At 73.1% G+C, this 14,955-nt stretch carries 10 protein-coding genes; 9 read left to right on the plus strand and 1 reads right to left on the minus strand.

The genetic code is table 11. From position 1 onward, the window contains the following. The first annotated feature begins 2 nt into the window (after nt 1-2). The 8 genes from ugpC to OV090_RS32355 all read left to right on the plus strand — a co-directional run bounded on the left by ugpC (nt 3) and on the right by OV090_RS32355 (nt 11,568). Nucleotides 3-1,076, plus strand: a complete 1,074-nt coding sequence (gene ugpC / locus OV090_RS32320; RefSeq protein ID WP_267708519.1) for a sn-glycerol-3-phosphate ABC transporter ATP-binding protein UgpC — start codon at nt 3-5, stop codon at nt 1,074-1,076. 124 nt (nt 1,077-1,200) lie between these two features. Beyond that, nucleotides 1,201-3,492 (plus strand): extracellular solute-binding protein, encoded by a 2,292-nt coding sequence (locus OV090_RS32325; RefSeq protein ID WP_267708520.1) that lies wholly within the window; start codon nt 1,201-1,203, stop codon nt 3,490-3,492. Beyond that, nucleotides 3,492-4,370, plus strand: a complete 879-nt coding sequence (locus OV090_RS32330; protein ID WP_267708521.1) for a sugar ABC transporter permease — start codon at nt 3,492-3,494, stop codon at nt 4,368-4,370. The genes OV090_RS32325 and OV090_RS32330 overlap by 1 nt, the downstream gene beginning before the upstream one ends. Nucleotides 4,371-4,606: 236 nt before the next feature. Then, complete coding sequence (locus OV090_RS32335; RefSeq protein ID WP_267708522.1) at nt 4,607-6,712, plus strand: alpha/beta fold hydrolase; 2,106 nt, start codon at nt 4,607-4,609, stop codon at nt 6,710-6,712. A 579-nt stretch (nt 6,713-7,291) separates the two neighbouring features. Next, nucleotides 7,292-9,454, plus strand: a complete 2,163-nt coding sequence (locus OV090_RS32340) for a chloride channel protein (protein ID WP_267708523.1) — start codon at nt 7,292-7,294, stop codon at nt 9,452-9,454. Between the two features lie 39 nt (nt 9,455-9,493). After that, nucleotides 9,494-10,330: a hypothetical protein gene (locus OV090_RS32345; protein WP_267708524.1), complete on the plus strand. Its 837-nt coding sequence runs from the start codon at nt 9,494-9,496 to the stop codon at nt 10,328-10,330. Nucleotides 10,331-10,404: 74 nt separating this feature from the next. After that, a complete protein-coding gene (locus OV090_RS32350; RefSeq protein WP_267708525.1) occupies nt 10,405-10,884 on the plus strand; it encodes a cupin domain-containing protein in 480 nt (159 codons plus the stop codon). A gap of 171 nt (nt 10,885-11,055) precedes the next feature. Then, nucleotides 11,056-11,568: a biopolymer transporter ExbD gene (locus OV090_RS32355; RefSeq protein ID WP_267708526.1), complete on the plus strand. Its 513-nt coding sequence runs from the start codon at nt 11,056-11,058 to the stop codon at nt 11,566-11,568. Between the two features lie 209 nt (nt 11,569-11,777). On the opposite strand, the gene OV090_RS32360 is transcribed toward OV090_RS32355, so the two are convergent. Next, complete coding sequence (locus tag OV090_RS32360) at nt 11,778-12,113, minus strand: (2Fe-2S) ferredoxin domain-containing protein (protein WP_267708527.1); 336 nt, start codon at nt 12,111-12,113, stop codon at nt 11,778-11,780. 96 nt (nt 12,114-12,209) lie between these two features. Between OV090_RS32360 and OV090_RS32365 the strand changes: the two genes are divergently transcribed. Then, complete coding sequence (locus OV090_RS32365) at nt 12,210-14,858, plus strand: AAA family ATPase (RefSeq protein WP_267708528.1); 2,649 nt, start codon at nt 12,210-12,212, stop codon at nt 14,856-14,858. Nucleotides 14,859-14,955: the final 97 nt, after the last annotated feature.

Genomic DNA, 14,955 nt, shown 5'->3' on the forward strand with positions numbered 1-14,955 from the left:
CGATGGTCGCCGTCACCGCGCGCACGATCGTGAAGAGGTTCGGGGCCACCGAGGTCCTGCGCGGCGTCGACGTCCACGTCCCGCACGGCGGCTTCGCCGTCCTCGTCGGCCCGAGCGGCTGCGGCAAGAGCACCCTGCTGCGCCTGCTCGCCGGCCTCGAGGAGGTCACCTCCGGCGAGATCCGCTTCGGCGACCGCGACGTCACGGGGCTCGCCCCGCGCGACCGCGACATCGCCATGGTGTTCCAGTCGTACGCCCTCTATCCGCACCTCACCGTGCGCGACAACCTCGCGTTCGGCCTCAACCTGCGCAAGACCCACCCGGCCACCATCGCCAGCCGCGTCGCCGAGGTCAGCGCCATGCTCGGCCTCGATCACCTGCTCGACCGTCTGCCGCGCGCCCTGTCCGGCGGCCAGCGCCAGCGCGTCGCCATGGGCCGCGCGATCGTCCGCCGCCCGCAGCTGTTCCTGTTCGACGAGCCGCTGTCCAACCTCGACGCCGCGCTGCGGGCCCAGGTGCGCGTCGAGATCCGCAAGCTCCACGACCAGCTCGGCGCGACCAGCGTGTACGTCACCCACGACCAGGTCGAGGCGATGACTCTGGCCGACCAGATCTTCGTCCTCAACCGCGGCGTCGTCGAGCAGGTCGGCCCGCCGCGCGAGGTCTACGAGCTGCCGCGCACCCGCTTCGTCGCCGGCTTCCTCGGCAGCCCGGCGATGAATTTCCTCGACAACGTCCAGGTCGCGGCCGGCGGCCTCGCCCTGCCCGGCGGCCAGACCCTCGCGATCCGCGACTCGGCGCAGTTCGGGTCCGCCCTGCAACCTGGCCGAACGGTCAGCCTCGGCGTGCGCCCGCACGACTTCGTGGTCCGCCCCGACGCCCCCGACCTCGTGGTCGACGTCGAGCTGGTCGAGCTGCTCGGCCCGGAGCTGCAGATCCACGCCCGCCTCGGCGGCGCCCCGCTGACCGTCTGCCTCGACAGCCAGAGCGGCGTCGCCCGCGGCGACCGCCTGCCCCTGGCCGTGCGCGCCCTCCACCTGTTCGACCCCGCCACCGGCCTGAGCCTGCGCGCATGAACATGCCCTGGAGAACATGGCCGTTCGCGCATGTCTTGTGGGACAGGTCCGCGAGGTCCGGTTGCTGAGGCGCGCGGCCAAACGCTCGCTCCGGGCGAACTCGGGCCGCTCCGCAGGGACGGCGTTGACCGACGCCCGCTCGCGCGCCGTCCCGGCGCCAGACTCCTCGCTCGCCCCAGAACGCGGGGCCCCTCCAACAGGCCGCGCCCCCTCGCCCCTCGCCCGCCTGTCCCGGCGTACATGCTCCGCGGGACATGTCCTCTGCGCCCTGTTCGTCCTCCTCACCGTCCTGGCCCCCGCGCTCGCGCGCGCCGACGAGCTGCGGCTGTGGCACGCCTACCGCGACGCCGAGGCGGCCGCGCTGGTGGCCATCGTGGAGGACTTCGCCGCGCGTACCGGCCACCGCGTCGAGCTGCTGGCGGTCGCCCACGAGAGCTTCGGCAGCAAGCTCGCGGCCACCATCCCGCGCGGCCAGGGTCCGCACGTCTTCATCGACTCGCACGAGCGCCTCGGCGACTACCGCCTGCGCGCCCTCGTCGGTGACGCCGGCCCCGCGCTCGAGCCTGACTCGGTCTACACCGCCCAGTCGCTCGCCGCGGTCACCCAGGACGGCGCGCGCTGGGGCGTCCCGCTGAGCGCCAAGTCGGTCGCCCTGTTCGTCAACACCGCCCTCGTCGACCGCGTCCCGCCCACCCTCGAGGACATCGCCGCCCTGAAGCTGCCCGCCGGCGTCTACCCGCTGGCCTACGAGGCCCAGAGCGCCTACGGCCACATGCCCCTGCTGGCCGCCTTCGGCGGGCGCATGCTCGAAGACGACGCCAGCTTCGGCTTCGTCGGCCCCGCCGCCGCGCGCTCGCTCGCCTTCGCCAAGGAGCTCGTCGATCGCGGCGCCGTCCCGCGCGACGCCGACGGCGCCCTCGTCTCCGACCTGTTCCGCTCGGGCCGGGCCGCCTTCGCCATCAGCGGCCCGTGGCTGGTCGGCCAGCTCGCCGGCGTCGAGTTCGCCTGGCGCGTCGTGCCCCTGCCGATCGTTGGCGAGACCGGCCTGCCGATGCGCCCGCCGCTGACCGTCGAGGCCGCCATGCTGTCGCCGCAAGGCGCCGCCTCGCCGGCCGCGCTCGACCTGGCCCGCGCCCTCGGCAGCGCCGACGCGGCCGCCGTGCGCCAGCGCCTCGCCGGCACCCTGTCCGTGAGGACAGACGTACCTGTCCCCGAGGACAGCCCGATCCTCGCCGGCTTCCGCGCCCAGGCCGAGCTGGCCGCGCCGATGTCCGCCGATCCGGCCATGCGCTCGACCTGGGAGCCGGCCTTCCGCGCGATCCGCAAGGTCCTGCGCGGCCAGGCCGAGCCCGCCGACGCGCTCGCCGAGGCCGCCCATCGCTTCGCCGACGTCCGCCGCCCGCCGCCCGCCGCCGCCTCGCCGACCCCCGCGCTGCTGGTGCTCGGCCTCGGCATGCTGCTCGTCGCCTTCCACCTGGTCCGCCGCGCCCGCGATCCCGAGGCCCGCCGGGCCCTCCGGGCCTCGCTGCCGGCCTACCGCTACGTCGCCCACAGCGTCGTCGTCGTCGGCCTCCTGGTGTTCATCCCCTTGATCGTCGGCGCCGCCACCTCGCTGTTCGCCGGCCGCCCGGGCGAGGGTTACTACGTCGGCCTCGCCAACTTCGTCGAGATCCTCACCGCCCGCGGCGGCCCCTTGCTCGCCACCGGTTCGTTCTGGTTCGTCCTCCTCGTCACCTTCCTGTGGACGGCCGTCAACGTCGTCCTTCACCTCGGCATCGGCCTCGCACTCGGCCTCGTGCTGTCGCGCCCGACCCTGCGCCTGCGCGCGCTCTACCGCGTGCTCCTGATCCTCCCCTGGGCCGTCCCCAGCTATGTCACCGCCCTGGCGTGGAAGGGCATGTTCCACCAGCAGTACGGCGCGGTCACCGGCCTCATTTACGCGGTCAACGACTGGTTCGGCACCAGCATCGAGCCGATCGCCTGGTTCTCGCGCTTCGCCACCGCCTTCGCCGCCAACGTCGCCACCAACGTGTGGCTCGGCTTCCCCTTCATGATGGTCGTCACTCTCGGCGCGCTCACTGCAGTGCCGGCCGACGTGCTCGAGGCCGCCGAGGTCGACGGCGCCACTCGCTGGCAACGGCTGACGCGCGTCACCCTGCCGATGATCCGCCCGGCCCTCGCCCCCGCCGTCACTCTCGGCGCGATCTGGACCTTCAACATGTTCAACGTCGTCTTCCTCGTCTCGGGCGGCGACCCTGACGGCTCGACCGACATCCTCGTCAGCGAGGCGTACCGCTGGGCCTTCACCCGCGAGGCCCAGTACGGCTACGCCGCCGCCTACGCCGTCCTGATCTTCCTGCTCCTGCTCGTCACCACCCGCCTGCCCGCCTGGCTGGCGCGCAAGGAGGCCAGGTGATGAGTCCTTCGGGACAGGGTCGAAAGGTCAGCCTCACCGAGTCGATCGGCGCCCACCTGCTGCTCGTCGTCGCCGTCGCCTTCGCGCTCTATCCGCTGCTGTGGGTCGTCTCTCTCGCGTTCTCGGGCGCGGTCGAGCCGACCCCGCGGGTCTTGCCGGTCCCGCTCGAGCCCACCCTCGAGCACCTGCGCGGCGTCGCCTTCTCGACCCTCGAGGTCCCCGGCGAGCCTGACCGGTGGCTGTTCGGCCTGCAGCTCGCCAACTCGATCGTCATCAGCCTCGCCACCGCCCTCGTCGGCGTCGTCATCGCAGTGCCGACCGCCTACGCTCTGGCCCGCTTCGAATTCGTCGGCAAGGAGGGCGGCGTGCGGGCCCTGCTGGCCACGCAGATGTTCCCCGCGGTCGCCAGCGCGATCCCCCTCTACATCATCCTCGACGGCCTCGGCCTGCTCGGCACCCGCTCGGGCCTGGTCCTCTGCTACGCCACCACCGCCGTGCCGTTCGCGATCTTCCAGCTGCGCGGCGCCTTCGAGACCATCCCGCGCGACCTCGAGGAGGCCGCCATGGTCGACGGCGCCACCCGCTTCGAGGCCTTCCGCAAGGTCGTCCTGCCCGCCGCCCGCCCGGCCATCGCGGTCACCGCCCTGTTCGCCTTCATGAGCGCCTACAACGAGTTCGTCCTGGCGCACACCATGCTCGGGCGCGAGGAGATGTACACCGTCCCCGTGGTCCTGCAGCGCTACATCTCCGAGTTCAGCGCCGACTGGCCCAAGTTCGCCGCCGGCTCGCTGATCGTCTCGATCCCGGTGATGATCCTCTTCTACATCGCCCAGCGGCACCTCATCGCCGGCCTCACCGCCGGCGGCGTGAAGGGCTGAGCGCAGATTGCCGGCATTGTGATCGACCGCGGGGATTTCCGGGCCCGCGAAACACAATGCACATAGCGGCCGAATCGCTGCCATTCGTCGCCGTCAAGCGGCTGAGGTCGCCGGACCCTCCCTTTCGCCGCGCGGTTTCGCCCGCCCCTTCCTGCAGATTTCACCCAGCGCATGAATCCAATCCGCGCTCCGCGGATTCCAAAGCGTCGCCCGAACAACCGTCCTGGAGGACCCGAATGCGTCGATTCCTGCTCCTGTCCCTCGGCCTGGCCGTCGCTCCCGCCTGTAGTTCGCCGACGCCGGCCGACCCCGGGAAGCCCGCTCCGCCGGCGGCCAAGCCCACCACCTCGCCGCCGCTCGCCACCCCCGCCGCGCCGGAGCCCGAGCTCATCCCGCGCGAGCTCCTGTTCGGCAACCCCGAGCGCGTGAACGTGCAGATCAGCCCCGACGGCAAGCACCTCAGCTGGGTCGCGCCGGTCGACGGCGTGCTCAACATCCACGTCGCGCCGGCGGATGACGTGAGCAAGGGTCGCGCGGTCACCACCGACAAGGCGCGCGGCATCACCCAGTACTTCTGGTCCTACCGCCCCGACACCCTGCTCTACCTGCGCGACACCGGCGGCGACGAGGACTTCCACCTCAATTCGCTCGACCTCAACACCGGCGAGAGCCGCGACCTCACCCCCTATCCGAAGACGCGCGCCGGCGTCAACGGCGTCAGCCATCTCCACCCCGACGTCGTCCTCGTCGGCATGAACGACCGCGATCAACAGTGGCACGACCTCTACCGCGTCGATCTCGCTACCGGCAAGCGGACCGAGGTCGAGCGCAACGATGAGAAGCTCTCCGGCTACATCACCGACCCCGAGCTGAAGGTGCGCCTGGCCACCCGCTCGCGCGAGGACGGCGGCATCGACGTCCTCTCGCCCGACGGCAAGGGCGGGTGGAAGCCGTTCGAGCAGGTCCCGTTCGACGACGCGCTGAGCACCCACTTCGGCAGCATCACCACCGACGGCAAGACCCTGTACCTGCGAGACTCTCGCGACCGCAACACCGTCGCCCTGTTCGCCGTCGACCTCGCCAGCGGCGACAAGAAGCTGCTGCTCGAAGATCCGCGGGCCGACATCAGCGGCGCCCTGTCCGACCCGCGCACCGGCGTGGTGCGGGCGGTCGCCACCAACTACCTGCGCGAGGAGTGGAAGGCGCTCGACGACAGCGTCAGCCGCGACCTCGAGAAGCTCAAGGCGATCGGCCCCGGCGTCATCGGCATCAGCTCGGGCACGCTCGACGATCAGACCTGGATCGTCGCCTACTCGGCCGCCGAGGCGCCGGCGGTGTACTACCGCTACGCGCGCGGCAGCGGCGAGCTCACGCGGCTGTTCTCGGCCCGCCCCGCGCTCGACGGCAAGCCGCTGGTCAAGCAGTGGCCGCAGGAGATTCCGTCGCGCGACGGCCTGACGCTCGTCAGCTACCTGACCCTGCCGCACCAGACCGACCCGGAGCAGGACGGCAAGCCGAACACCCCCGCGCCGCTGGTCCTGCACGTCCACGGCGGCCCGTGGGCGCGCGACACCTACGGCTACTCGTCCACGCCGCAGTGGCTGGCCAACCGCGGCTACGCGGTGCTGCAGGTCAACTATCGCGGCTCGACCGGCTTCGGCAAGGACTTCGTCAACAAGTCCAACTTCGAGTGGGCCGGCAAGATGCACGAGGACCTGGTCGACGCCGTGAACTGGGCCGTGAAGCAGGGCATCACCACCGCCGACCAGGTCGCGATCATGGGCGGCAGCTACGGCGGCTACGCCGCTCTGGTCGGCCTGACCTTCACGCCCGACACCTTCAAGTGCGGCGTCGACGTCGTCGGTCCGTCCAACCTGTTGACCCTCTTCAACACCTTCCCGGCCTACTGGGCCAGCTTCATGCAGCAGTGGTACCACCGCGTCGGCGACTCGCGCACCGAGGAGGGCAAGCAGAAGCTGCTCGACCGCTCGCCGATCACCCACGTCGACAAGATCAAGAAGCCGCTGCTCATCGCCCAGGGCGCCAACGACCCGCGCGTCAAGCAGACCGAGAGCGACCAGATCGTCGAGGCCATGAAGGCCAAGAACATCCCCGTCACCTACGTGCTGTTCCCCGACGAGGGCCACGGCTTCGCCCGCTCGGAGAACAGCAAGGCCTACACCGCCGCGGCCGAGGGCTTCCTCGGCACCTGCCTCGGCGGCCGCGTCGAGCCGATCGGCAAGGACCTGACCGGCTCGAGCATCACCGTCCCGGTCGGCGCCGACATCGTCCCCGGCCTGCCCGAGGCGCTGCGCTCGCACACGCAGGCGATCAAGAACTGACGTGAGCCCGACGCGACGATCGCTGCGACCGAGGTCGCGGCGATCGTCGCGGAGGTCGATGATTGCGTGCAGTCGCAGCCGTCGACGCGCACGCGACTCTCGAGACGATGGACGTGCCCGCGGGCGTCTGGGCTCTGCTGCTCGCACGAGCCCGCAACGCCACTGCGAGCGGGCGTCACGAGGAGCCCGCGCCGCGGCGCCTGAGCCCGCTGCGCTGCGACCGTTCGTGACAACTTCCACGCCGGCGCTGCGCCACGGTCTTGCGAGATCCTGCCGAGCGTTCGGCCCACGCAGGGGTACTCCCTGCAGGTGTTAAGCGGCTCCTTGCCAAGCCACGTCCTCATGGCCTGCGAGACCCTACGACGCGTCGCTCGGCCCCCGGCGCCCCTTCGGCCGCGCGGTCTCGACCTGTCCTCGAGACCAGACCCACCTCGCTCCTGTCCTTTAGGACAGCCTCGTTCCGGCTCGCGCTCCCCGCGGTGTTCTTGATATGGTCGGATCCCCGTGCCCGAGACGGAGCCCCCAGCGCCCGCGCGAGGTTCGCCCCCCGACCCCGCCGCGGCCTCCGGCAATCCGACCGTGACGCGCCCGACCGGCGCGCACCGGATCGCCAGCGCCGAGGCCACCGGCTTCTTCGACGCCTTGCCGCACGGCACCGTGCTGATGCGCTTGTGGGCGCGCTTCGGCCTGCTCATGGGTCAGCAGCTCGCGCGGGTCGTCCGCGACGACCACGTCTTCCTCATCGTCATGGCCGCGGTGGTCGGCACCACCAGCGGCGTCGCGGCCGGCGCCCTCCTCGCGTGGATGGAGTACGCCTTCCGCCTGTTCCCGCGGCCCGAGGAGAGCAGCGCGCTCGTCCGCTGGGCCGCGGTCATCGGCGTCCCGGTGCTCGGCGGCCTCGCGGCGGGCGGCCTGCACTTCGTGCTGCGGCGGGTCATCCAGCAGCCGCTGGTGATGGGCATCCCCGCCGTGATCGAGGCCATCGCCCGCAAGCAGGGCACGATCCGCGGGCGCCAGGCGGTCATCGCCGGCGTCGGCACCGGCATCACGATCGGCAGCGGCGGCTCGTGCGGGCACGAGGGCCCGAGCGTCGCCATCGGCGCGGCCGTCGGCAGCGTCCTCGCCCGCTTCTTCGGCCTGCGCATGCGCTGGCACCTGGCGATGGTCGGGGCCGGGTGCGCCGGCGGCCTCGCGGCGGCCTTCAACGCCCCGCTCGCGGGCGTCGTGTTCACCGTCGAGATCGTGTTCGGCGGCGCCATCGGCGGCAACATCGGCACCATGTCGGTGTTCGTGCCGCTGATCGTCGCCGCGGTGGCGGGCACCTTCACCTCGCACGCCATCCGGGGCGAGCACCTGACCTTTGCGACAGTCCAGCACGGCGACGCCATGCTCGCCGAGATGGGCCTGTTCATCGCCCTCGCCGCGCTGGCCGGCGTGCTCGGCACGCTGATGGGCCGCGCGGTGATCGGCACCACCAAGTGGTTCCAGAACCTGAAGGCCCCTGTCCTGCTCAAGCCGGCGATCGGCGCTTTCGGGGTCGGCCTGCTCGCCGCCGTCGTCTCCAACGACATCCTCGGCGGCGGTCTCCCGACCATCAACGAGGCGCTGCAGGGCCACCTCGGCTGGCAGCTCGCGCTGGCGCTGCTCGGCCTCAAGCTCGTCGCCACCGCCCTGACCGTCGGCAGCGGCGGCTTCGGCGGCGTGTTCACGCCCTCGCTGTACGTCGGCGCCTGCCTCGGCACCGTCGTCGGCGCGGTCGCCCACTTCGCGCTCGGCCCGGGCGCCGAGTCGACCGCCGCCTACGCGCTCGTCGGCATGGGGGCGATCTTCGCCGCCACCATGCAGGCCCCGCTGACGCCGATCGTGATGATCTTCGAGCTCACCCGGGACTACCAGCTCATCCTCCCGCTGATGCTCGGCTGCATCCTCGCGGTGTTCGTCGCCCGGCGGATCTCCCCGCGCAGCCTGTTCCAGGAGATCCTCCACCAGCAGGGCGTGGTGCTCGGCCACGAGGCCGAGGTCGAGGTCATGAAGCGCGGCCACGTCGCCGACCTCATGCTGGCGCCGCCGCGCACCCTGTCCGAAGGGACAGGCGCTGCCGAGGTCCGGCGCGTCGCCCTCGACGAGGGTCGCTCGCCGTTCGTGGTCGACGACACCGGCGCGGTGGTCGGGTGGATCGACGCCGACCTGCTGGCCAAGCGGGTCCTGCACGGTGATATCCCGGCCGACGCGGCCGCGCGCGACCTGATGACGGACGTCCAGCTCGCGCTGCTCTACCCGACCGACACCCTCGCCGGGGCGATGCTGGCGTCCGCGCGCTCTTCCGCCGAGGTCCTGCCGGTGGTCGATCACGAGCGGCGCCTGGTCGGCGTGCTCCGCCGCGGCGACCTGCTCGCCCACTACAGCGACAAGGTGCTCGGCCAGCAAGAAGAGGCGGTGCACATGCACACGACCGGCGGCGCGGTCCACGGCCACGAGGTCGGCCTCGGCAAGGGCATGATCCTGGACCACATCATCGTCGGTCGCCGCTGGGCCGGCCGCACGCTCGCCGACCTGGCGCTGCGCTCGCAGACCGGCGCCACAGTGGTCGAGTGGCTGCGCGGCGAGGCCCCGCTGGCGATCGATCCCAACGCGCCGCTGGATCACAACGACGTCCTCGCCGTCGTCGGCACGCGCGAGCAGATCCTCGCGGCCCGCCGCATGGGCCCCACCCGCCCGGGCGTACCCGGCGTCGCGCCTTGATGTCCTTCGGGACATGTGATTTCGATCGTGATGACGCGCATGACCTGGGCCGCTCCGCATCCCGACCCGCTCCGCCTCCGCGCCGAGGTCGACGGCATGACGAGCGCCTACGCGAGCGCGCTCCTCGAGCACGTGCCGCGCGAGGACATCGTCGGCCTGTACGCCAAGGGCTCCGCGGTGAAGCCGTGGGACGCCCCGCTCGACTACGTGCCCGAGCTCAGCGACGTCGACCTGCACATCCTCGTGCGCGACCCGGCGCGCCTCGACGCGCACATCGGCGGCCTGCGCGGCGCCCTGGACCTGCAGGCGCGCGCCGAGGTCCTCTACTTCGAGCGCCTACGCGATCCGCTCCACGTGCCGCGGCCGCAGCTCGTCGCCCTGAACGCGCTCAAGGACCAGCCCCTCTACGTGCCGTCGGTGGCGAGCACCGTCCGCGTGCTGCTCGGCGCGCCGTACCCCACGGCGACCGCCCTCGACGCCGCGGCCATCCGGCGCGTCGACGCGGCCTCGCTCCTCCAGCACGAAGACTACGTCGCGAGGTTGCCGTGGCAGGTCGTGGACACGCCCGCGAAGTTCCTGTGGGGGCGCCTGCGCGACCTCGCGTGGCGCGTGTCGCCGACCGCCTCGCGGGTCCTCAGCGCGCTGGGCCTGCCCTACGCGGAGGCGTGGGGCGTCAATCGCTCGACCGCAGTGCAGCGGCTCGAAGCGCTCGGCGAGCCCGCGCTCGCTGCGAGCTACGCCGCCTTCTACGCATCGGCCTGGGACTTCTTTTTGTCCGGCTACACGGCCGGCGACGCGGCGCGCGGGGCGATCCTCGCGGGCGCCGAGACCCTCGAGCGCGGCGCGAGCATCGGCCGCGCCGCGCTCTCGACCTGAGCCATGCTCCTCGCCGCCGGCTGCCGTGGACGAGCCCGGTATCGAGCTCGACCCGCCTGGGCTACGCTCGCGCGGTGCCGCACGACGCTCAGAGCTGGATCGACGCGCTTCACCTCGTCCCGCACCCGGAGGGCGGGCACTACCGCGAGACCTATCGCGCCGCGCTCGCGGTCACGCGCGAAGGCGCCGCTCGCAGCGCCTCGACCGCGATCTACTACTTGCTCCGCCACGGCGAGCGCTCGCGCCTGCACCGGATCCGCAGCGACGAGCTGTGGCACTTCCACGCCGGCGACGGGCTCCAGGTCCACGTCTTCGACGCCGGCGCTCCCAGCGTCCTGCGCCTCGGGCTCGACCTCGCCGCGGGCGCGGCCCCGCAGCAATGGGTCGCCGCGGGCGCGTGGTTCGGCGCCGAGGTCGAGCGACCGGGCGGGTGGGCGCTGGTCAGCTGCACCGTCGCGCCGGGCTTCGAGTTCGCCGACCTCGAGTTCGCCGACCGCGACGCGCTGGTCCGCGCCTTCCCCGGCCACGCCGACGTCATCACCCGCCTCACCTGACCCGCGGCCGAAGATCGCGGTCACGCGCGACGGCCCGTGAATATTCCCCGGGAACCTCTTCGGAGCCGCGCTGTCTGCCTGTCCGAAGCGACGCGTGCGGCCGGTGTGCGGCCGCGCTGTCCGTCGCGACATGTTCTATTGGACAGCTGCATGTCCGTGGAGGATCCCGCCGTGCCCACCCGCAAGCCGCCCGAGGAAGAGACCGTTCAAGCCGACCTCCTGCCCGTCATGAACGTCATGTTCTTGCTGATCCCCGCCCTGCTGCTGGCGATGGAGTTCGCGAGCATGGCCCAGATCTCGGTCGCCGTCCCCCGCACCGTCAGCACTGTCGACTCGCAGCCGAAGAACCCGACCCAGCCCGAGCTCGGCTTCAAGGTCACGATCGGCCGCGACGGCTTCCGCACCCGCTCCGGCGGCGCTGACGCCGGCCCCGGCACGATCCCGCTGAGCAGCGGCGACTACGACTACGCCGGCCTCGCCGCCGCCGCCCGCGATCTCAAGCACCTGTTCCCGGCCGAGTCGACCGTCACGATCACCGCCGAGGGCGACGTGCCGATGGACGTCCTGGTGCGCACCATCGACGTCCTGCGCGGCGATCACTGCAGGCTCGGCAAGTACGCCCGCGGCGAGCAGCCGGGCGACGAGTGCCTGTTCTGGTCGCCAGTGATCGAGAGCGTCGGCTGATCGCCGCTCCGCCCTCGCGCGGGTCAGCGTCCAGCCAGCCCGCTGACTTCGCTATGCCTCGAAGGACATGTCCATTTCGCCATGGCGCGAAGGACATGTCTTTCAAGGCACCCCCCGGAACTCCGCTCACGCCTCACCGCCGCGAGGGCCTGTCCCGCGCCGGGCCTCCTCGCGGCTCACCTCGAGCTCGCGCCGCTCGCGGCGCCGCCTCAGTACTCCTCGACCCACTCGGCGACCGGCGTGCCCTCGCCCGCGTGGCGCTCGAGGATCGTCGCCGCCATCTCCTCGGTCACCCCCGGGTAAAAGCCGAGCCCGCTCACCTCACGCGGCTCGACTTCGCCCTTCTCGTCGGGGGCCAGCGGCCGCACGAACATGTTGGGCCCCTCGCTGCAGCGGCCGAAACAGTTGTAGGCCGCCACGTAGCAGCGGGTCTTGAGGCCGGGGTCGGCCGCGATCCCCGCCTTGAGCAGCGTCACCAGGCGGTCGCTCTCGTGGGTGATGCCGCAGCTCGGGCCGTCGCAGACGAGGATCTGAAACCTGGGCATGGCGCCCGGGCCTTGTAGCGAACAACGCCCAGCCCCCGCAAGTCGCTCGTCTGCCGGTTTTTTGGCGGTCCGCCGCGCGGCGAGTAGCGTCGCTCCATGATCGGACCCCCGGAGCCTGGCGTGCGCAGCGGCTCGCGCCGAACCTCGCCTGCCGGGCCGCGGGCCGGCTGCTCGTGCGAGCTCCTGATCTCGCTGTGCGCCGCCGAGTCCGTCCAGGGCGTCCTGGCCGCGCACGGGCTCGACGTCGCCCGTCTGCGCGCCATCGTCGACGAGCTGCACGCCGAGGTCGAGACCGAGCCGGCCGACTGGCGCCTGCGGATCACCCAGCGCGGCGGCCGCGCGGCCGACCCTGACCTCGATCTACTCCTCGCCCTCGTCCGCTCCGCCGACTCGCACGCCTACCAGCTGCTCGAGCGGGCCGGCGCCGCCTGCGGCGCCCTGCGCAAGCTCTTGATCGACCGCCTGCGCGCGCTCGAGGCCGCCGCGCTCAACGGGACAGGTCCTTCGCGACATGTCCTATCAGCCATGTCTTCCGAGACATCCAGCCCGCGCCGCCCCGTCGTCCAGCGCATGTCCACCGCGCGGGCCGGCGAGCGCCCGCTGCGGCGCTCGCTCGCCGACGGCCGCGCCGCCGACCTGTCCGCCCGCCCCGCTCCCGCTCGTGCCGACGCCCCGGGCTGGGCCGACGGCGCCGCGCGTCCGACCCGCGGCGGCGCGCGCACCTGGTCCGAAGACCAGCAGCCGCGGGCCCGCCTCGAGCCGGCCCGTCCGACCGACGTCCGCACCTGGCCCGAAGACCATCCCGCCCGGCAGCGCCTCGACGCCACCCGCCCCGCCGGCGACGACGCCCGCGTCCGTGACGCCCGCACCTGGCCCGAAGACCAGCCCGCTCGCGCCCACACCTGGCCCGAAGACCAGCCCGAGAACCGCGGCGTCCGCCGGCCGACCCGCGAGCAGCCGCGCCTGCTGACCCGCCCCGAGCCCCGGCCCGGCCGCGCCGCGGCCCTGTCCCCGCGGACAGGTGCGAACCCGCAGGTCGCCGCCGCGGTCGAGCCCGAGCCGCGCCCGGCCCCGGCCCCGCAGCCCGAGGTCCGCAGCAACCGCCTCGTCCCCATCGACCCGGCCGCCCTGCCGCCGCTGCACGGCCGCGAGGGCGAGCTGGCGCGCCTGGCCGACGCCGTCCTGCGCCGCTCGCCGCGCCCGCCGCTGCTCGTCGGTCCGGCCGGCAGCGGCCGCACTCTGGTCGCCAAGCACCTCGCCGGCCTGCTGCACCAGCCCGTCTTCTACCTGTCCGCGACCCGCTACGAGGACGAGGACGGCCTGCGCGCCGACCTCGCCGCGGTCGCCAAGCAGGGCGGCGTCGCCATCCTCGACGACCTCGACCGCCTCGGCGGCGACGGCCCGCCGGCGCTGCTCGGCGCCCTCGCCAAGGCCTGGTCTTCGGGACAGCCGCCGATCGTCGCAGTCGCCTCGCCCGACGGCCAGGCCCGCCTCGGCGCCTGGGCGCCCGGCCTCACCGCCGCGCTCGACCTCGTCACGCTCCAGCCGCTCGAGGGCGACGACCTGCGCGCCGCGGTGGCCGCCGCCGCGCCCGCGGTGCTGGCCCAGCACGGCCTGTCTCTCGGGTCAGGCAGCCGCCTGGCCGAGCTGGTGCGCCTGGCCGACCGCTTCCTCGCCGGCCTCGCCCAGCCCGGGCGCAGCCTCGACCTGCTCGACCTCGCCTGCGCCCGCACCGCCCGCGAGGGCCGCGGCGCCGTCCAGCGCGACACCTGGATCGACATCGTCTGCGAGCGCAGCGGCGTCCCGCGCGAGCGCCTCGAGGGCCAGGGCCACCAGGACATGCTCGAGCTCGAGGCCGAGCTCGCGCGCAAGGTCGTCGGCCACGAGCACGCGCTGTCGGCCATCGCCCAGCTGATCCGCAGGAACCGCGCCGGCTTCGGCTCGCAGCGGCCGATCGCCACCGTCCTGCTGCTCGGCCCCAGCGGCGTCGGCAAGACCGAGATCGCCAAGGCCCTGTGCGGGGCCCTGTTCGACCGCCCCGACGCGTTCGTCCGCCTCGACATGAGCGAGTACGCCGAGGCCCACGCGGTCGCGCGGATCGTCGGCGCCCCGCCCGGCTACGTCGGCCACGAGCAGGGCGGCGCGCTGACCGACCCGCTGCTCAAGCAGCCGCACTGCGTCGTCCTGCTCGACGAGATCGAGAAGGCCCACCGCGACGTCCACCAGCTCCTGCTGCAGGTGTTCGACGAGGGCCGGCTGACCGACGGCCGCGGGCGCACGATCGACTTCCGCCACGCCGCGATCATCATGACCTCGAACCTCGGCGCCACCTGCCTCGACGCCACCGGCGACGCCCGGCTCGACGAGGCGCGCGTGCTCGAGGCCGCCCGCGCCGCCTTCCCGGTCGAGCTGTGGAACCGCATCGAGGCCCCGCTGGTGCTCCACCCGCTCGGCGAGGGCCAGCTCGCCCGGATCTGCGCCCGCCTGGTCCGCGCCTCCTCCGACCGCCTGCTGCGCGAGCGCGGCATCCGCTACCGCCTCACCGAGGCCGCCACCCGCCACGTCGTCGGCCTGTGCGGAAAGGACATGTCTCTTGGGGCACGTCCCTTGCGACATGTCCTTACGCGCAGCGTCGAGGCGCTGCTCGCCGACGCCATCCTGCGCGGCCAGATCCGCGCCGGCATGCAGGTCGAGGTCGATCTCGACCACGGCGGCGCGCTGGTCCTGCTGGCCTCGCGCGGCTGAGCGCGCCGGCCTGCAGCCCCCACGCGCGGCGGCGCCTGCGGCCTGCGAGCGAGCGTCCGCGGCGCCGCGCGCGAGCCTCGTCGGCGGCGCCGCTCGC

It is taken from the genome of Nannocystis sp. RBIL2 (assembly GCF_026626745.1).
GTDB lineage: Bacteria > Myxococcota_A > Polyangia > Nannocystales > Nannocystaceae > Nannocystis.